The sequence below is a fragment of the Nocardioides sp. W7 genome, assembly GCF_022919075.1.
Taxonomy (GTDB): domain Bacteria; phylum Actinomycetota; class Actinomycetes; order Propionibacteriales; family Nocardioidaceae; genus Nocardioides.
The window spans coordinates 5,230,565-5,247,591 of the sequence record NZ_CP095078.1 but is presented as its reverse complement, the minus strand read 5'-3'; the positions used below and the strand labels follow the sequence as shown (position 1 = coordinate 5,247,591).

Genomic DNA, 17,027 nt, shown 5'->3' with positions numbered 1-17,027 from the left:
ACACCAATCCCGCTACGAACGGAGCTGCCTCGTGCGCCGTGCCCGCCTGCTCGCCTCGACCCTGGTCGCCGCCAGTCTGGTCCTCTCCGCCTGCGGTGGCGACGAGAAGAAGTCCGACGACGACGGTCCCGAGGCCCAGGAGATCGCCGGTGGCTCGGTCCTCGACTCCACCTGGCCGCTGACCGGCCTGCCGGTCGAGGGCGACGACAGTGCGGCGCAGGAGCACCCGGTGATCGTGGCGAAGATCGACAACACCGCCTCGAGCTCCCCGCAGCAGGGTCTCGGCAGTGCCGACCTGGTGGTGGAGGAGCTGGTCGAGGGCGGGGTGACCCGGCTCGCCGTGATGTTCTTCTCGAAGATCCCCGGCGAGGTCGGTCCGGTCCGGTCGATGCGGGCCAGCGACATCGGCATCGTCAAGCCCACCGGCGCCACCGTGGTGACCAGCGGCGCGGCCGGGGTCACGATCGACCGGATCAACAAGGCCGGCATCAAGTTCATCCAGGAGGGCGGCCCCGGCTTCTCCCGCAACACCTCGCGCAGCGCGCCGTACAACCTCTTCGCGGACCTGAAGAAGACCGTGAAGTCGACCGAGCGCGACGAGGCCAGCCGCCCCGACGACTACCTCCCGTGGGGCGAGGCCGCCGATCTGCCGCAGGGTCAGCCGGCGAAGACGCTCGCCGCGTCGTTCGGCAGCCACACCACCAACTGGACCTTCGACGGCAAGAAGTACGTCAACGAGAACACCTTCGCCGCCGAGGGTGACGAGTTCCCGGCCGACACCGTCCTGGTGCTGCGGGTCAAGGTCGGCGACGCCGGCTACACCGACCCCGCCGGGAACCCGGTGCCCGAGTCCAAGTTCGAGGGTCGCGGCCAGGCCATGCTCTTCCACGACGGCCGGCTGGTCCGCGGCACCTGGACCAAGAAGGACCTCGGCGACTCGGTCACGCTCGCGACCAAGGCGGGCGAGCTGACCGTCCCGGCCGGGCGCACCTGGGTCGAGCTGGTGCCGGTCGACGCCGCCAACGGCTCCGTGACCGTCGGCAAGTAGCTATCCGGCTTCCGGCCCGGCGTCCGTCGGGGCGCCGGCCGGCAGCGCGACGCCCGCGTCGGCCAGGGCCTGGAAACCCTGGAGGATGAACCCGATCGCGGTCTCGACCCGCTGCGCGGCCTCGATCGGGTCGTCCGCGCTCGCGACCGACTCGCCGGCCGAGGACATCGCGCCGAAGAAGATCCGCGAGAACGTCTGCAGCATGTCCTCCTCGAGCTCCCAGGTGCCCGCGGAGATCACCGAGCGGACGATCTCCAAGACGTTGGCGAAGGTGGAGCGCTCCTCCTGCTCGCGGTAGCGCTCGTAGCCGAGCACGGCCGGGCCCTCCTGGATCACGACCCGGCGGTAGCGCGGCTCCTGGACGACGGAGAGGAAGGCCCGCAGACCGGCCAGCGCCTTGTCCCAGGGGTCCTGCTTCCCGCGCAGCGCCTTCTGGATGGACTTCGACGCATCGGTCTCGACCCGTTCGAAGACGGCCTCGAAGAGCGCCTGCTTGCCGCTGAAGTGGTGATAGAGCGCGCCCTTGGTGACCCGGGCGCCGGCGACGATCGCGTCGAGCGACGTCGCGGCGTAGCCGTGCTCGGTGAACAGCTCCTCGGCGATGTCGACCAGCGCCTTCTTGGTGGAGGCGGAGTACTGCTGCCGGCGACTGGCGCCGGACACGTCCGACACCTGGGGGTCCAGCTTGGCGGCGGGCGACTTCGGCATCCCGACAGCATAGAACCGACCGTCGGTACGACGTGGCGGGCATCACGCGGAATGGCTTGCATACCGTCGGTATGTGGGAGTACCTTGGGTACGTACTCACGGTATGTGAGCGACCTGCGAGGAGCTGATCATGACCCTGAAGACCCTTCCGAGCCGCAGCGAGACGCTGCGCGCTGTCATCGCCGAGGCCGACCGACGCCTCGACGGTCACCTGCCCATGGACGTCGAGGGCGTTGCCGAGACCTTCGGTGACGAGCTGACCCTCCTCGGCGCCTTCCTGCTCCGCTGGCACGCCCGGCTCTCCGGCCGGATCGAGCGCGAGCTCCTGCTGCACCAGCCGATGGATCTCGAAGCCGCCGTGGTGACCGCGTGGCGGGCCGCCGCGGCCGACCTGCCGGGCACCCGCGCGATCCTCGACCGCTACCGCGACAACCCGCAGGGCGCGGAGATGGCCGCGGCGCTCGCCCGCGCGACGGCCAACGAGCACGCGATGCTCGCGGTCACCGCGGGGCTCGCCGCTCCGCACGACGCCAGGGCTGCGCGGATCGGTGCACGGATCGAGGCAGAGGCGCGGGCGACGTACGCCGGCGCCCCGCGGGAGCGTCGCCAGCACGGTTGGGCGTCGTTCCTGGACCGTCTTCGTACGACCATCGCCGTCTGATCGCACCCACCTGGCACCGCGTCCTCGCGCCGCCCCTCCTCGGCGGTGCGAGGATGGGGCCATGACCGAGCTCGGCGTGGGGATGCTGCTGGTAGCGACGCCTGCGCTGGTGGACCCCAACTTCGCCGACACCGTCGTGCTGATCCTCGACGCCGACGACGACGGCGTGCTCGGGGTCGTCCTCAACCGGCCCTCGCCGGTGCTGGTCTCCGAGGTGCTGACCCCCTGGGACGACGTGGTCAGCGAGCCCGAGGTGCTCTTCCTCGGCGGCCCGGTCAGCACCGAGGGCGCGCTGGCCGTCGCCCTGCTCCGCGCCGCCGACGACGTGCCGGTCGGCTTCCGGGAGGTCGTCGGACGGCTCGGCCTGCTCGACCTCGACACGCCTCCCGAGCTCGTGGAGGGCACCGTCGACCGCCTGCGGATCTTCGCCGGGTACGCCGGCTGGGGTGCCGGCCAGCTGGAGGGCGAGATCGAGGAGGGGGCCTGGTACGTCGTCGCCGCGCAGGCCCCGGACGTCTTCCGCCGCGACCCCGGCGAGCTGTGGCGCGACGTGCTGCGCCGTCAGCCCGGCGACCTGGCCATGCACTCCACCCGCCCCGGTGACCCCGGCCTGAACTGACGGGCGCCGGCGGACCCGTCGACGGTGGCGAGCGGCGCGACCGGGGGCGAAGTCGCGACCCGCGTGTCCGAGATCGCAGGGGATGTCAGGGCGCAGCGGCCACCGGCGGAGGTTCGGACGCGAGCTCGTCCTGCCGTAGGCTGGACCAGTGAGCACCATCGGATTCGGGACCGGCACCGCCGTCGACGAGCGGGTCCGCGAGGACCGGCGTACCGTCCCCACGGACGACGGCGACCACGAGCGGTTCTCGCACTACGTCGACAAGGACAAGCTCACCGAGGCGATGGTCATGGGCACGCCCGTGGTCGCGCTGTGCGGGAAGGTCTGGGTGCCGAGCCGGGCGCCCGAGAAGTACCCCGTCTGCCCGGACTGCAAGGAAGTCTGGGAGTCGATGAACGACGGCGGCTCGGGTTCCGACGAGTGACCGGGCGTCCTGACGACGCCGCCCTCCAGCCCACCGCGCTCACCCCGGCGTGGCCGGAGCGTGCGGCCTGGGGCACGGCGCCGTCGCTGCGCGCCTGGCAGACGGCGGCGATGAAGCAGTACTTCGAGACCCAGCCGCGCGACTTCCTCGCGGTGGCGACGCCGGGTGCCGGCAAGACGACCTTCGCGCTCTCGGTGGCCGCCGAGCTCCTGGGCCGGCGGATCGTCGACCGGATCATCGTCGTGGCGCCGACCGAGCACCTCAAGCTCCAGTGGGCCGAGGCCGCCGAGCGGGCCGGGATCCCGATCGACCCGACGTACTCCGCGGGCAAGGGCAAGACCTCGGCGGACTTCGTCGGAGTCGCCGTGACATACGCCGGAGTCGCGGTGAACCCGCTCGCGATGCGGATCCGGGCCGAGCGCTTCAAGACGCTGGTGATCCTCGACGAGGTCCACCACGCCGGTGACGCGCTCTCCTGGGGCGAGGGGGTGCGCGAGGCGTTCGAGCCGGCGGCGCGCCGGCTGTGCCTGACCGGCACGCCGTTCCGCTCCGACGTCAACCCGATCCCGTTCGTGACCTACCAGCCCGGCCACGACGGCATCCCGCGCTCGGCGGCCGACTTCACCTACGGCTACGCCCACGCGCTCGCCGACCACGTGGTCCGACCCGTGCTGTTCATGGCCTACTCCGGCGACATGTCGTGGCGCACCAGCGCCGGTGACGAGATCTCCGCGCGGCTCGGGGAGCCGCTCACCAAGGACCTCACCAACCAGGCGCTGCGCACCGCCCTGGACCCGCAGGGCTCCTGGATCCCGTCGGTGCTGGCGGCGGCGGACAGCCGGCTGACCGAGGTACGCCGGCACGTCCCCGACGCGGGCGGCCTGGTGATCGCCACCGACCAGGAGTCCGCGCGGGCCTACGCCAAGACGCTGAAGCAGATCACGGGCGAGCTGCCGACGATCGTGCTCTCCGACGAGAAGCTCGCCTCGAAGCGGATCTCGGCGTTCAGCGCCGGCGAGCAGCGCTGGATGGTCGCGGTCCGGATGGTCTCCGAGGGCGTCGACGTACCGCGCCTCTCCGTCGGCGTCTACGCGACGACGACCTCCACGCCGCTGTTCTTCGCCCAGGCCGTCGGCCGCTTCGTGCGCTCGCGCTCGCGCGGCGAGACCGCCTCGGTGTTCCTGCCGAGCGTGCCGGGCCTGCTCGGCTTCGCCTCGGAGATGGAGGTCGAGCGCGACCACGTGCTGGGCAAGCGGGTCCGCGACGAGGACGACATCTTCGCCGCCGAGGACCGGCTCCTGGAGCAGGCGAACCAGGGGGAGTCGGCCTCCGACGAGCTGGGCCAGTCCTTCGAGGCGCTCGGCTCGGAGGCGCGCTTCGACCGGGTGCTCTTCGACGGCGGCGAGTTCGGCCACGCCGGCGAGGTGCACGTCGGCTCGGAGGAGGAGATGGACTTCCTCGGCATCCCGGGGCTGCTCGAACCCGACCAGATGCGCGAGCTGCTGCAGCAGCGGCAGCACGACCGGGCCCGGAAGCAGCAGTCCGCCATGTCGGCGCGGGCCGACGAGGCCAAGGTGGCCGTCGACGAGGTGGCCGAGGTCGCCACCCACGAGCAGCTGGCCGTGCTGCGGCGCGAGCTCAACGGCCTGGTCGCGGCCTGGTACCACCGGACCGGCACGCCGCACGGCATGACCCACGCCAAGCTGCGCAAGGAGTGCGGCGGGCCGGCCGCGGCCGTCGCGAACGCCCAGCAGCTCGCCACCCGGATCGACCGGGTCCGCGAGTGGGCGATCAAGAAGACCTCCTGACGCCGCTGGGGCTCCCGGCGGCGTGAGGAGTCGTCTTGGTCCCCGGGAAGACCGCTCGACAGGCTGCGGAGATACTGTCGGTATGCCAGACTCGGGCGCATGCCCGCCGAGACCTCCCAGACGCTCGACCGCGGGTTGCGGGTCCTCACGGTGCTCGCCGGGTCGCCCGGCGGCCTGACCGTCACCGAGCTCGCCGGCCGCCTGGAGGTCAACCGCACGGTGGTCTACCGCCTGGTCAGCACCCTCGAGCAGCATGCGCTGGTCCGCAAGGACGTCCGCGGTCGGCTGCACGTCGGGCTGGGCGTGCTGCACCTCGCGTCCGCCGTCCAGCCGGCCCTGCGCGACGTCGCCGTACCCGTGCTGCGTCGGCTCGCCGAGGAGGTCGGCTGCACCGCCCACCTCACGGTCGCGGACGGCGAGGAGGCGCTCGCGCTCGCGGTCGTCGAGCCCTCGTGGACCGACTTCCACGTCAGCTACCGGGTCGGCGCGCGGCACCCGCTCGAGCAGGGCGCGGCCGGCAAGGCGATCCTCGCCGGCCGGGACGGCGGGGTGGCCGACGGCCGCGACGCCGGGTACGTCGTCACCAGCGGCGAGCTGCAGCCCGGAGCGCGCGGCATCGCCGCCCCGGTGCGCGGCATGGACGGCTTCGAGGCGAGCGTCGGCGTCGTCACCCTGGGCGACCTCGACCCCGACACGGTCGGCAAGCGGATCCTCTCCGCGGCCGCCGACCTCTCCGATCAGCTCGCGTCGGTCTCTGCGTGACCTGCCTGACCTGACTGGCCCGCCTGCCCGGCCTTCCGGGCCAGGGGCAGCACTCGGTAGCCCACCTGGGTCGCCAGCGCGATCACGGTCGAGGACCTCACGATCGCCGGGTCCGCGAGCACCCGGTCGATGACCCGCTGTAGGTCGGTGTTGCTGCGTGCCACCACCCGCACCCACAGGTCGCCCGCGCCGGTGATGGTGTGCGCCTCCAGCACCTCCGGGATCCGGGCCAGGTGCGCCCCGACCGTGTCGTGCCCGCCCCCGCCCGCGGTGTCCTGGCGGATCTCCAGGGTCAGGAAGGCGGTCACGGGGTAGCCCAGCGCACCCGGATCCAGGTCGGGTCCCCAGCCGGACACCACGCCGGCCGTCGCGAGCCGGTCCAGCCGGGCCTGCGCGGTGCCGCGCGCGACCCCCAGCCGCCGGGACGCCTCGAGCACCCCGATCCGCGGCTCGGCCGCGAACAGCTCGATCAGGCGAGCATCCAGGTCGTCCACTGCACACCCTCCTGAGGGGCTCGCGACTGGACAGGTTGACCAGTGCTTCGTCGTACTGTTGCACAGCCTGTGTGGCGCAGACCACGCTGGCGCGCATGATGCTGACCCCCGACGAGCTCCAGGCCGACCTCACCCTCGAACAGCTCCGGCAGCTGGTCGGCCTCGTGGAGTACGACGCCGCGAACGACGTCTTCCCGGTGACCGGGTGGGACGCGATCGTCTTCGTCGTCGGCAACGCCACCCAGGCCGCGCACTACTACCAGTCGGCCTGGGGGATGGAGCTGGTCGCGTACGCCGGCCCGGAGACCGGCCGGCGCGACCACAAGTCCTTCGTGCTGCGCTCGGGGTCGATCACCTTCGTGCTGAACGGCGCCGTCGACCCCGACAGCCCGCTCGCCGACCACCACCGCCGACACGGCGACGGGGTCGTCGACATCGCCCTCGAGGTGCCCGACGTGGACCGCTGCATCGCCCAGGCCCGCCGCGCCGGCGCGACGGTCACCCGCGAGCCCGAGGACGTCACCGACGAGCACGGGACGGTCCGGATCGCCGCGATCGCGACGTACGGCGAGACGGTGCACACCCTCGTCGACCGGAGCCGGTACGACGGCCCGTACCTGCCCGGCTACGTGACCCGGCGCGGCTCCTGGGTGCCGCGCGAGGGTCAGCCTGCGCGGATCTTCCAGGCCCTCGACCACATCGTCGGCAACGTCGAGCTCGGCCGGATGGAGGAGTGGGTGCGGTTCTACCGCCGGGTGATGGGCTTCGTGAACCTGGCTGAGTTCATCGGCGACGACATCGCCACCGACTACTCCGCGCTGATGAGCAAGGTCGTCGCGAACGGCAACCACCGGGTGAAGTTCCCGCTCAATGAGCCGGCGATCGCCAAGAAGCGCTCGCAGATCGACGAGTACCTGGAGTTCTACCGCGGCGCCGGCGCCCAGCACCTCGCCGTCGCCACCGGCGATATCCTGGCCTCGGTCGACGCGCTGCGCGCCAACGGCGTGGAGTTCCTGACGACGCCGGACTCCTACTACGAGGACCCCGAGCTGCGCGCCCGGATCGGCGAGGTCCGGGTGCCGATCGAGGAACTGCAGCGGCGGGGCATCCTGGTCGACCGCGACGAGGACGGCTACCTGCTGCAGATCTTCACCAAGCCGCTCGGCGACCGGCCGACGGTGTTCTTCGAGCTGATCGAGCGGCACGGCTCGCTGGGCTTCGGCAAGGGCAACTTCAAGGCGCTCTTCGAGGCGATCGAGCGCGAGCAGGAGCGCCGCGGCAACCTGTGAGCCCTGCCCGGCGAGCGTGCGAGCCGGGCAGGACCAGCGAAACAGGTTGAGGAGCGTCGGCATGCACCGGAGCGCAGCGACGGGGCGTGCGCCGCGTCTCGAAACCTAGGCTCACGCCAGGAACCGGGCGTCGACGGTCGCCGAGACCGCGATGTCCTCGGGCGTGAACGACAGCCCACCCGGCTCCTCGGCCTTGCCGGCTCGGGAGTACGCCGCCGCGGTGATGCCGCCCTGGGCGTTGCTGTGGTCCCCGAGCATCCCCGGGTCGGCGATCGCGGCGCAGCGCACCGGGCCCAGGCCGAGTGCGTCGGCGTACCCCTGGGCCTTGTGGCGGGCCTCCTCGACCGCGCGGGCGCGCACGCCCTCGACGACGTTCCGCTTGGTCTGCTCGGTGAGCGCCCACTCGATGCCGGCGACGCTGACGCCGGGGTGGCCGGCCGCGGCCTCGATCCAGCGTGCCAGCTCCTCGAAGTCGCGGAACTTGGCGCGCGTCGTGGTCTGTGCGTGGTGCACGAGCGGCTTCTGCTCGCCCTTGTCGTGGAACGGCCGCGTCGACCAGACCCGGAGCCGGTCGGTGGCGTGCCAGGTCACCGGTCCGCGCTCGGCGTCGTGCCGCTCCGCGATGCCCGCCACCAGTGCGGCCGTCCCCGCGGTGGTGCGCGCGACGACCTGGCCGCGGTCGGCTCCTTCGAAGCCGACCGCGACCGTCACGGTCGCGCGCTCCGCGGGGTGGAACGCGTCGTAGCTGCCCTGGACGGTGATCACGGTCTCCGACATGGGCACAGTCTGCCGGGCCGGGCCAGACGGCGCGCTCAGCCGAGCTCCACGGTCGAGCCCGGCGGCAGCGCCTGGACCAGGCGCAGCCGGGCCAGGGCCGGGTGGTCGTCGAGCAGCTTGGCGCCGTTGGCCAGGGACCGCAGCGCGGCGGTCTCCGCCCGGGCGGCCTCCAGCTGCGCCAGGCCGCGGGTCCGGGCGGCGACCAGGTCGGCGTACGCCGAGCGCAGCTCCGGCGGCAGGATCACGTCCTTGACGACGACCGACCGGACGCCGATGCCGACCTCGGCGCCGGCCGCGCGGGCCGCCGCGGTCAGCGAGTCGGCCAGCCCGGTCCGAGCCAGGTGTACGGCGTCCTCGGCACCGGTGCCGACCAGGGCGTCGCGCAGGGCGATCTGCACCGCGAGGTAGACCACGGCGGAGGCGTCCACCGCGGTCTCCGCGAACGCGCCGGGGTCGTCGACGCCCCAGCGGACGGCCGCGCTCACCCGGACGGTCACGCCGTCGGAGGTCGGCACGTCCTGCGGCGCGACGGTCTCGATGCGGTCGGCGACCAGCACGGGCTGGTACTCGGCCCGGCGGGCGCGACGGTGCCGACCGGGCCCGAGGACCCGGGTGAGGGCGCCGTCGACGTACTCCAGCAGCCGGAGCTGGGAGCGGACGGTGATGGTGCTGCGGAACGGGGACATGGCGTCCTCCTCTCGTGTCGTGGAGCCGGGTCGGGGCGAGGTGGTGCTGGGCTGGGCTGGTCGACGGGCGGACGGGGGCGCGGGACCGCGCGGGGTGCCGGACGTCGTGCTGACCGTCCGGGCCGCTGGCGTGGCCCCGCTGCCGCCCCCGTCCGCCCGCCGGTTGAAGGAGTCGAACCTTCGCGCGAGGAGCGCGTGTACCGGAGGACATGGGCGAGGTACGACGCGCAGGACCGACCGTTGGCACACCGGGCCGGCTGCTGATCTCGCCCGGACCGAGGGTAGGCGCGGGGCCCGTGCGACCGCGACGGGTTTTCGGCGCGGAGTGCGATGATCGGCCGGTGGCGACGTGGATCGGGTTCCTGCGGGCGATCAACCTGGGGGCGAAACGGAAGTTCCCCAAGGGCGACATCGTCGCGGCGGCCGAGGCCGCCGGCTTCACGAACGTCGAGACCTACATCAACACCGGCAACGTCCGCTTCGACACCACGATGCGATCACGGGCTCGGATCGAGGCGGCGCTGGAGCAGGCGTTCCGGGACCGGGCCGGCTTCGAGGTGCCGACGATCTGCTTCACGAAGGCCGAGCTGCGCGAGGTCGCCGAGCACGCGGAGTCGTTCGGGCACGGGGGACGGCACTACGTCTCGTTGCTGAAGCAGCCTCCGTCCGAGGCCGCGGTCGCCGCGCTCGAGGACGCCAGCACGGCCGAGGAGGTCGCGAAGGTCGGCGGCCGGGCGGTGCACCTGCTGCTGGGGGAGAACTACCGCGAGGCACGGCTGACCAATGCGACCGTCGAGAGGAAGCTGGGTGTCGCGACCAATCGCAACCTGACGGTCATCCGGACACTGGCTCAGAAGTGGTGCTCGGACTGACCGGCACCCGGGGCAGGGTCCGCACCGAGCGGGAGAGCAGCGTGGCCAGGGCGATCAGCAGGTAGGCGATCCCGGCCACGACCAGCACCCGTCGTACGCCGAGCGCCGCGGCCAGCGGACCGAACGCGAGCTGTCCCACGGGGATCGCCACGAACGAGCCGAGCATGTCGTAGGAGTAGGCGCGCGAGAGCATCTCGGCCGGCACGTGCTCCTGCATGGCGAGGTTCCACCCGAGGCCGAACAGCTCGATCCCCATGCCGGCCAGGACCGCCGTGAGCATCACCGCGACGGTGTGCGGGTAGGCGCCGAGCACCACGATCGGCAGCCCGAAGACCGCCACGCCGAGCATCCCCCACAGCAGCGGCCGCTGCAGGGTGAAGCGCATCAGCAGCAGGGTCATCGCGAACAGGCCGACCGCCTGGGCCGACATGATCAGCCCCCAGCCGTGCTCGCCGATGTCGGAGTCCTGGGCGAGCACCGGGCCGAGGGTGTTCAGCCCGCCGGCATGGATCGCGTTGAGGACGCTGAAGGCCAGCACCACGACCCACAGCCAGGTGGTGCCGCGGAAGTACGTCCAGCCCTCGCGCAGCTCGACGAGCACCGACGTCGGCTCGGGGGAGACCACCCGTGGCGGGATCCGGATGGGCAGCAGCAGGACCGCGGACGCGGCCCAGGTGGCCGCGTCGACCGCGAGCGCCCAGCCCGGGCCGACGGTCACGACCAGGGTCGCCGCGATGCTCGGTCCGAGGATCGCCAGGGCGTTGCGCGACATCGAGCTCAGCACGTTGGCCGGCTGCAGCTGCTCGCGCGGCACCAGCTGGGGCACCAGCCCGGCGAGGGCCGGGAGGCTGGCCGCCGAGACGGTGCCGTTGAACGCCGAGAGCGCCACGAAGTGCCACAGCTCCGCCTGACCGGTCAGCAGCAGGGTGGCGAGGGCGCCCTGGCTGAGCGCGGAGAGCACGTTCGAGCCCTGGATCACCAGGGTCCGGCCGAGCCGGTCGGCGATCACACCGCCGGCGAGCACGAAGACGACCATCGGGATGCTGTGCGCCGCGAGCACCAGGCCGAGGTCGCCGGGGGAGTCGCTGATCTCGAGCACCGCGAAGGCCAGGGCGATCGGGGCCATCGTCGTACCGCAGAGGTTGACGACGCGGGAGAGGAAGTACCACCGGAAGTTCGGCTCCCGCAGCGGCGCGAGGGCCGCCGCCCGGGTGTGCTGCTGCTCCACCACTGCCTCCCCGATGTCGCCGGGAGTCTAGGTGAACCGCCGGCTCAGCGCCGGTCGTCCACCGGCGTCGGCACCCGGCAGCCGCTCATCGGCTGGGTCCTGGCGGCACAGCAGCCCCAGGTTCATCACGGTATGTAGGTCAGTTCGCACTGCCCATGGTGGGTACGCCGTGGGATCTGCCGACTCGCCTGCATACCGTGATGAATCCGCGAGCGCCCCGCCGCCCCGACCGCCCAACCGGCCGGCCGGCCCTCAGCTGCCCCGGAAGACCGGCCGCCGGCGCTCGGCGAACGCGGCGACGCCCTCGGCGACGTCGGCGGTGCGGAACAGCAGCTCCTGGCCCGACCTCTCGCGGTCCAGGGCCGCGTCCAGCTCGGGGAGGGTCGCGGCGTTGATCGCCCGTTTGGTGGCGGCGTACGACAGCGGCGGCCCGGAGGCGAGCCGGCCGGCGAGCTTGTCGACGAGCGTCTCGAAGGCGTCGTCCGACGCGAGGTGCGTGACCAGCCCGGCGTCGTACGCCTCCTGCGCGGAGAGCGGCTCGGCGAGCAGCGCCATCCGCATCGCCCGCGCCCGGCCGACCGCCGCGGCGACGGTGGCCGAGGAGCCGCCGTCGGGCATCAGGCCGACCCGGGTGAAGGCGAGCAGGAACGACGCCGACCCGGCAGCCACCTGGAGGTCCGCGGCCAGCGCGAGCGAGCAGCCGATGCCGGCCGCGACGCCGTTGACGGCGGCCAGCACCGGCTTGTCGCAGGAGACCACGGCGCGGACCATCCGATTGGCGGTCGGCATCGTCTCCGCGTCGAAGCTCTCGCCCCCGGAGATGTCGGCACCGGCCGAGAAGGCCGCTCCGGCACCGGTCAGCACCACGGCCCGGACGTCCTCGCGGTGGTGGGCGGCCTCCAGCTCGGCGGCGAAGCTCAGCGCCATCTCACGCGAGAAGGCGTTGAACACCTCCGGGCGGTTCAGCCGCAGCCGGAGCACGCCTCCGGCCAGGTCCGCCTCCAGCTCAGGCAACGCCGGCTCCCGCGTCGATCATCTCGGCCATCGCGGCCTCGCTCGTCTCCGGCGCCACTCCCGCGCACAGGCCGGGCAGCAGGCGGACCGCGAAGCCCTCCTGGACCGCGTCGAGGACCGTGGCCCGGACGCAGTGGTCGGTCGCGATCCCGCACACGTCGACGTCGGTGATCTGGTGGTCGCGCAGCCAGGTCGCGAGCGGGACCCCCTCCGCCGTACTGCCCTCGAAGCCGGAGTACGCCGCCGCGTGCTCGCCCTTGAGGAAGACCGCGTCGAACGGCTGCGGGTCGAGATTGGGGTGGAAGGCCTCCCCGTCGGTGCCGACCCGGCAGTGCACCGGCCACGAGTCGACGAAGTCGGGCTCGCGCGACCAGTGGGCGCCCGGGTCGATGTGGTGGTCCTTGGTCGCCACCACGTGGGCGTAGTCCGGGGCGTCCGGGAGCCTCGCCTGCCAGCGTCGTACGAGCCGGTTCACGTCGTGGGCTATCTGCGCGCCCCCCGCCACCGGCAGCGAACCGCCCTCGCAGAAGTCGTTCTGCACGTCGACCACGATCAGCGCACGCGTCATGCTCCGACCCTACGGTGCCGAGTCAGCAGAAGTGGATGGCCGAGTCAGCACCAGTGGTGCTGACTCGGCGAGGACGGGGGTCACACGTGGAGGGTCGGGATCACGGGCTCACCGCGCGACATCGACTGGGCGGCGACGGGGAGCTCGGCGCGGGCGAGCAGGTGCCGCTCACGGGCGGTCTCGAGCGACTCGCGGCCGACGACCTCGCCGTCGCGGACCAGCGGCACGAGCAGGGCGCGGTCGTCGCCGTCGTCGGTGGGCGGGGCGCCGATGCCGACGATCTCCGCCTCCGCCACCCCGGCGGGGGTACGCCGGCGCAGCGCCCACTTGCGCCCGCCGACCGAGACCTTGTCCTTGCTCCGCTTCGCCACCGAGACCAGCTCGCCGTCGTCGCCCTCGCGGGCCACCAGCTTGTAGACGAACCCGCACGTCGGGTGGCCGCTGCCGGTGACGAGCTGGGTGCCGACGCCGTACCCGTCGACCGGTGCGGCGGCCAGCGAGGCGATCGCGAACTCGTCGAGGTCGCTGGTGACGATCACCCGGGTCGAGGTCGCCCCCAGCTCGTCGAGCTGGGCGCGCACCTCGTGGGCGAGCACCCCCAGGTCGCCGGAGTCCAGGCGCACTGCGCCCAGCTCCGGGCCGGCGATCTCGACGCCCTGCCGGACCGCCTCGCGGATGTCGTAGGTGTCCACGAGCAGGCTGGTGCCGCGTCCCAGCGAGGACACCTGGGCGCGGAACGCGTCGGCCTCGGTGTCGTGGAGCAGGGTGAAGCTGTGCGCGCTGGTGCCGGTGGTCGGGACGCCGTACCGCTGCCGCGCGGCGAGGTTGGAGGAGCTCGCGAAGCCGGCGACGTACGCCGCCCGGGCGGCCGCGACCGCCGCCTCCTCGTGGGTACGACGCGAGCCCATCTCGATGCAGGGCCGGTCGCCCGCGGCGGCGGTCATCCGCGAGGCGGCCGAGGCGATCGCGCTGTCGTGGTTGTAGATCGAGAGCAGCAGGGTCTCCAGCAGCACCGCCTCGGCGAAGGACGCCTCGACCACCAGCAGTGGGGAGTACGGCAGGTAGACCTCGCCCTCGGGGTAGCCCCACACGTCGCCGGAGAAGCGGTACGACGCCAGCCAGTCGAGCGTCGGGCGGTCGACGACGTCCGCCAGGACCGCGAGCACCTGCTCGTCGAACCGGAACGCCTCGATCGCGTCGAGGGCGCGACCGACACCGGCCACGACGCCGTACCGCCGGCCCTCGGGGAGACGTCGTGGGAACAGCTCGAAGACCGAGCGCCGCTGGGCGGTGCCCGAGCCGAGCGCGGCCTGGAGCATCGTCAGCTCGTAGTGGTCGGTGAGCAGGGCGGTGCTCGTGGTGGCACTGGAGATCGGCACGACCACAGTGTGCCAACATGGGGTGGTGTCCTCCGCCCCCGTCGAGGTCGAGCCGATCCTCACCCCGGACGAGCTCACTCTCCGCTCCACGCCCTGGGTGACGATCGTGTGGAACGACCCGGTCAACCTGATGTCGTACGTCACCTACGTCTTCCGCAAGTACTTCGGCTACGAGAAGAAGAAGGCCGAGAAGCTGATGATGGAGGTCCACGAGGACGGCAAGTCGGTGGTCAGCTCCGGCTCGCGCGAGGAGATGGAGCGCGACGTGCAGGCGATGCACGAGTACGGCCTGTGGGCCACGATGGAGAAGCAGGAGTGATCCCGGTTTGAGTGGTTTCCACCGGCACCGGCGCAGCCAGCGGATCATCGCGACGTTCTCGGGCCTCGAGGCCGACCTGCTGCGCACGCTGGCGTCCCAGCTGGTCGAGCTGCTGCGCAACGAGGCGGCCGTCCCGCGCGACGACCGCGACCCGTTCGAGGCGCTGATGGACTTCAGCGGCCCGACGAGCGAGCCCGAGGACCCGGTGCTCGCGCGGCTGTTCCCGACGGCGTACCCCGACGACGAGGAGGCCGCCTCGGAGTTCCGCCGGTTCACCGAGGGCGGGCTGCGCGACGGCAAGGCCGCCGCGGCGGTCGCGATCATCGACGGCCTCGAGGAGGCCGGCCTGCCGCCCGAGCTGGCCGAGGACGGGCTGATGATCGACGTGGAGCTGGAGGAGCCCGAGGCCGTGGCCTGGATGCGCTCCTTCACCGACCTGCGGCTCGCGCTGGCCACCCGGCTGGGGATCGAGGAGGGCGACGAGGAGTTCTGGTACGCCCTGCCCGACGAGGACCCGCGCGCCCAGATCCACGACATCTACGAGTGGATCGGCCAGCTCCAGGAGACCCTCGTCCTGGCCCTCAGCGGCGACTGACGCAGCGCCCCCTGAAGCCCCGCCGACCCGTCAATCAATCGGCACTTTTCGCGGTGTGTCGTACCAAGATTGACGGTTCGCTGAGCAGTACGGCGCGTCCGGTCATCGAACCGTCAATCCTCGCCCGACACGCCGCGAAAACTGCCGAGAATGTGACGGGTCGGCGAGCTGGAGCAGGGGGAAGGTCAGACCACGCCCTGGGCGAGCATGGCGTCGGCGACTCGCAGGAAGCTGGCGATGTTCGCGCCCGCGACGTAGTTGCCGGGCAGGCCGTAGTCGTCGGCCGCGGTGGCGCAGCGCTCGTGCAGCCCGACCATGATGTCGTGCAGGCGGGCCTCGGTGTGCTCGAAGCTCCACGAGTCGCGCGAGGCGTTCTGCTGCATCTCCAGGGCGCTGGTCGCGACGCCGCCCGCGTTGGCGGCCTTGCCGGGTGCGAAGAGCACCCCGGCCTCCTGGAAGACCCGCACCGCATCGGGGGTGCACGGCATGTTGGCGCCCTCGGCGACCGCGCGCACGCCGTTCTCGACCAGGGTCCGGGCCGCGGCGCCGTCGAGCTCGTTCTGGGTGGCGCACGGCAGCGCGACCTCGCACGGCACGTCCCACACCCGGCCGCCCGCGACGTACGACGCCCCGGGCCGCTGCTCGGCGTACGCCGAGATCCGGGCCCGGTCGACCTCCTTGATCTGGCGCAGCAGCGCCAGGTCGAGGCCGGCCTCGTCGACGACGTAGCCGGCGGAGTCGGAGCAGGCGACGACCTGGGCGCCGAACTCGATGGCCTTCTCAGCGGCGTAGATCGCGACGTTGCCGGATCCCGACACGATCACCCGGCGGCCCGAGAGCGAGGAGTTCGCCGTGGCCAGCATCTGCTCGGTGAAGAACACCGTCCCGTAGCCGGTGGCCTCGGTACGGACCTGGGAGCCGCCGTACGACAGGCCCTTGCCGGTCAGCACACCGGACTCGTAGCGGTTGGTGATCCGCTTGTACTGCCCGAAGAGGTAGCCGATCTCGCGGCCACCGACGCCGATGTCGCCCGCGGGGACGTCGGTGTACTCGCCGAGGTGGCGGTAGAGCTCGGTCATCAGCGACTGGCAGAACCGCATCACCTCGGCGTCGCTCTTGCCCTTGGGGTCGAAGTCCGACCCGCCTTTGCCGCCGCCGATCGGCAGCCCGGTGAGGGCGTTCTTGAAGATCTGCTCGAAGCCGAGGAACTTCACGATGCCGAGGTAGACCGACGGGTGGAAGCGCAGGCCGCCCTTGAACGGGCCGAGGGCGGAGTTGAACTCGACGCGGAACGCCCGGTTGATCTGCACCTGGTTGGCGTCGTCGGTCCACGGCACCCGGAAGATCAGCTGGCGCTCGGGCTCGCAGATCCGCTCGATGACGGCGTGGTGGAGGTAGTCGGGGTGCCGTCGTACGACGGGCCCCAGCGACTCCAGCACCTCGGCGACGGCCTGGTGGAACTCCGTCTCGCCGGCGTTGCGGGCCAGCACGGTCTCGTAGTGGCTCTCCAGGAGCGGGTCGATGACGGCCATGGCCAGCAGGTTAGGTGGCGTCCGTCACCGGGCCTCGAGGGGGCCGGGCACGGGGCCGCCCGAGTGTGATCTGTGCTGCCGAGTGCCGCGGGTCGGAAGTTCTTGTGCGCTTCGCACCCGGAGCACGCACCTCGCGGCGTTGCCGACGCTCGCAGGACGAACGAGTACGGCGTCGCGCCGGCGCCTGGCGAGCCACCCACCCTGAGCACGCCAACCGGTCAACAACCTCCAACCCGCGACACTA

At 72.3% G+C, this 17,027-nt stretch carries 19 protein-coding genes; 10 read left to right on the top strand and 9 right to left on the bottom strand.

The annotated features are described in order from the left end of the window. The first annotated feature begins 31 nt into the window (after positions 1-31). Positions 32-1,048, top strand: coding sequence for a DUF3048 domain-containing protein (locus tag MUB56_RS24580; RefSeq protein WP_244929636.1), 1,017 nt, complete (start codon positions 32-34; stop codon positions 1,046-1,048). Here the strand turns inward: MUB56_RS24580 and MUB56_RS24575 are convergent, their stop codons facing one another. Then, positions 1,049-1,756, bottom strand: coding sequence for a TetR/AcrR family transcriptional regulator (locus tag MUB56_RS24575; protein ID WP_244929635.1), 708 nt, complete (start codon positions 1,754-1,756; stop codon positions 1,049-1,051). Between the two features lie 130 nt (positions 1,757-1,886). Here MUB56_RS24575 and MUB56_RS24570 point away from each other — a divergent pair, with 130 nt between their 5' ends. The 5 genes from MUB56_RS24570 to MUB56_RS24550 all read left to right on the top strand — a co-directional run bounded on the left by MUB56_RS24570 (position 1,887) and on the right by MUB56_RS24550 (position 6,030). Beyond that, entirely contained in the window at positions 1,887-2,417 is a 531-nt protein-coding gene (locus tag MUB56_RS24570) for a hypothetical protein (protein ID WP_244929634.1), read from the top strand. Positions 2,418-2,478: 61 nt separating this feature from the next. After that, the gene (locus MUB56_RS24565; protein ID WP_244929633.1) at positions 2,479-3,036 is read left to right on the top strand and encodes a YqgE/AlgH family protein; all 558 of its coding nucleotides are present in this window, start codon (positions 2,479-2,481) and stop codon (positions 3,034-3,036) included. 148 nt (positions 3,037-3,184) lie between these two features. Further along, entirely contained in the window at positions 3,185-3,460 is a 276-nt protein-coding gene (locus MUB56_RS24560; protein WP_244929632.1) for a DUF3039 domain-containing protein, read from the top strand. Continuing rightward, a complete protein-coding gene (locus MUB56_RS24555; protein ID WP_280637335.1) occupies positions 3,457-5,268 on the top strand; it encodes a DEAD/DEAH box helicase in 1,812 nt (603 codons plus the stop codon). Before MUB56_RS24560 ends, MUB56_RS24555 begins: the two co-directional genes overlap by 4 nt. A 99-nt stretch (positions 5,269-5,367) precedes the next feature. After that, on the top strand, positions 5,368-6,030 hold the full coding sequence (locus MUB56_RS24550) for a helix-turn-helix domain-containing protein (RefSeq protein ID WP_244929631.1): 663 nt from the start codon (positions 5,368-5,370) through the stop codon (positions 6,028-6,030). On the opposite strand, the gene MUB56_RS24545 is transcribed toward MUB56_RS24550, so the two are convergent. Beyond that, positions 6,006-6,524 (bottom strand): Lrp/AsnC family transcriptional regulator, encoded by a 519-nt coding sequence (locus tag MUB56_RS24545; protein WP_244929630.1) that lies wholly within the window; start codon positions 6,522-6,524, stop codon positions 6,006-6,008. The genes MUB56_RS24550 and MUB56_RS24545 overlap by 25 nt on opposite strands. A 95-nt stretch (positions 6,525-6,619) precedes the next feature. On the opposite strand from MUB56_RS24545, the gene hppD reads away from it, so the two are divergent. Continuing rightward, positions 6,620-7,813 (top strand): 4-hydroxyphenylpyruvate dioxygenase, encoded by a 1,194-nt coding sequence (hppD, locus tag MUB56_RS24540; protein WP_244929629.1) that lies wholly within the window; start codon positions 6,620-6,622, stop codon positions 7,811-7,813. A gap of 111 nt (positions 7,814-7,924) precedes the next feature. Here hppD and MUB56_RS24535 read toward each other — a convergent pair whose 3' ends face one another. Together MUB56_RS24535 and MUB56_RS24530 are read right to left on the bottom strand one after the other, a co-directional pair. Further along, positions 7,925-8,590 carry an SIMPL domain-containing protein gene (locus MUB56_RS24535; RefSeq protein WP_244929628.1) on the bottom strand — a complete coding sequence of 222 codons (666 nt, stop codon included), beginning with the start codon at positions 8,588-8,590 and terminating at the stop codon, positions 7,925-7,927. A 35-nt stretch (positions 8,591-8,625) separates the two neighbouring features. Beyond that, positions 8,626-9,276 carry a slipin family protein gene (locus tag MUB56_RS24530; RefSeq protein WP_244929627.1) on the bottom strand — a complete coding sequence of 217 codons (651 nt, stop codon included), beginning with the start codon at positions 9,274-9,276 and terminating at the stop codon, positions 8,626-8,628. Positions 9,277-9,617: 341 nt separating this feature from the next. Between MUB56_RS24530 and MUB56_RS24525 the strand changes: the two genes are divergently transcribed. Further along, on the top strand, positions 9,618-10,148 hold the full coding sequence (locus tag MUB56_RS24525) for a DUF1697 domain-containing protein (RefSeq protein ID WP_244929626.1): 531 nt from the start codon (positions 9,618-9,620) through the stop codon (positions 10,146-10,148). Here the strand turns inward: MUB56_RS24525 and MUB56_RS24520 are convergent. The 4 genes from MUB56_RS24520 to MUB56_RS24505 all read right to left on the bottom strand — a co-directional run bounded on the left by MUB56_RS24520 (position 10,111) and on the right by MUB56_RS24505 (position 14,337). Next, entirely contained in the window at positions 10,111-11,376 is a 1,266-nt protein-coding gene (locus tag MUB56_RS24520) for an MFS transporter (protein WP_244929625.1), read from the bottom strand. The genes MUB56_RS24525 and MUB56_RS24520 overlap by 38 nt on opposite strands. A 252-nt stretch (positions 11,377-11,628) precedes the next feature. Beyond that, positions 11,629-12,390 (bottom strand): enoyl-CoA hydratase-related protein, encoded by a 762-nt coding sequence (locus tag MUB56_RS24515; protein WP_244929624.1) that lies wholly within the window; start codon positions 12,388-12,390, stop codon positions 11,629-11,631. Then, a complete protein-coding gene (locus MUB56_RS24510; protein ID WP_244929623.1) occupies positions 12,383-12,958 on the bottom strand; it encodes an isochorismatase family protein in 576 nt (191 codons plus the stop codon). Before MUB56_RS24510 ends, MUB56_RS24515 begins: the two co-directional genes overlap by 8 nt. A gap of 80 nt (positions 12,959-13,038) precedes the next feature. Further along, positions 13,039-14,337 carry a nicotinate phosphoribosyltransferase gene (locus MUB56_RS24505; protein ID WP_280637334.1) on the bottom strand — a complete coding sequence of 433 codons (1,299 nt, stop codon included), beginning with the start codon at positions 14,335-14,337 and terminating at the stop codon, positions 13,039-13,041. Positions 14,338-14,362: 25 nt separating this feature from the next. On the opposite strand from MUB56_RS24505, the gene clpS reads away from it, so the two are divergent. Together clpS and MUB56_RS24495 are read left to right on the top strand one after the other, a co-directional pair. Beyond that, positions 14,363-14,656: an ATP-dependent Clp protease adapter ClpS gene (gene clpS / locus MUB56_RS24500; protein WP_244929622.1), complete on the top strand. Its 294-nt coding sequence runs from the start codon at positions 14,363-14,365 to the stop codon at positions 14,654-14,656. 7 nt (positions 14,657-14,663) lie between these two features. After that, entirely contained in the window at positions 14,664-15,251 is a 588-nt protein-coding gene (locus MUB56_RS24495; RefSeq protein WP_244929621.1) for a DUF2017 domain-containing protein, read from the top strand. A 185-nt stretch (positions 15,252-15,436) separates the two neighbouring features. Here the strand turns inward: MUB56_RS24495 and gdhA are convergent, their stop codons facing one another. After that, positions 15,437-16,774 carry an NADP-specific glutamate dehydrogenase gene (gene gdhA / locus MUB56_RS24490; protein ID WP_244932468.1) on the bottom strand — a complete coding sequence of 446 codons (1,338 nt, stop codon included), beginning with the start codon at positions 16,772-16,774 and terminating at the stop codon, positions 15,437-15,439. Positions 16,775-17,027: the final 253 nt, after the last annotated feature.

Excerpts from the sequence above, each read along its gene's own strand:
- MUB56_RS24530 (WP_244929627.1), bottom strand. The coding sequence starts at position 9,276 with ATGTCCCCGTTCCGCAGCACCATCACCGTCCGCTCCCAGCTCCGGCTG.
- MUB56_RS24565 (WP_244929633.1), top strand. The coding sequence starts at position 2,479 with ATGACCGAGCTCGGCGTGGGGATGCTGCTGGTAGCGACGCCTGCGCTG.
- hppD (WP_244929629.1), top strand. The coding sequence starts at position 6,620 with ATGATGCTGACCCCCGACGAGCTCCAGGCCGACCTCACCCTCGAACAG.
- MUB56_RS24575 (WP_244929635.1), bottom strand. The coding sequence starts at position 1,756 with ATGCCGAAGTCGCCCGCCGCCAAGCTGGACCCCCAGGTGTCGGACGTG.
- MUB56_RS24510 (WP_244929623.1), bottom strand. The coding sequence starts at position 12,958 with ATGACGCGTGCGCTGATCGTGGTCGACGTGCAGAACGACTTCTGCGAG.
- MUB56_RS24570 (WP_244929634.1), top strand. The coding sequence starts at position 1,887 with ATGACCCTGAAGACCCTTCCGAGCCGCAGCGAGACGCTGCGCGCTGTC.
- MUB56_RS24550 (WP_244929631.1), top strand. The coding sequence starts at position 5,368 with ATGCCCGCCGAGACCTCCCAGACGCTCGACCGCGGGTTGCGGGTCCTC.
- MUB56_RS24535 (WP_244929628.1), bottom strand. The coding sequence starts at position 8,590 with ATGTCGGAGACCGTGATCACCGTCCAGGGCAGCTACGACGCGTTCCAC.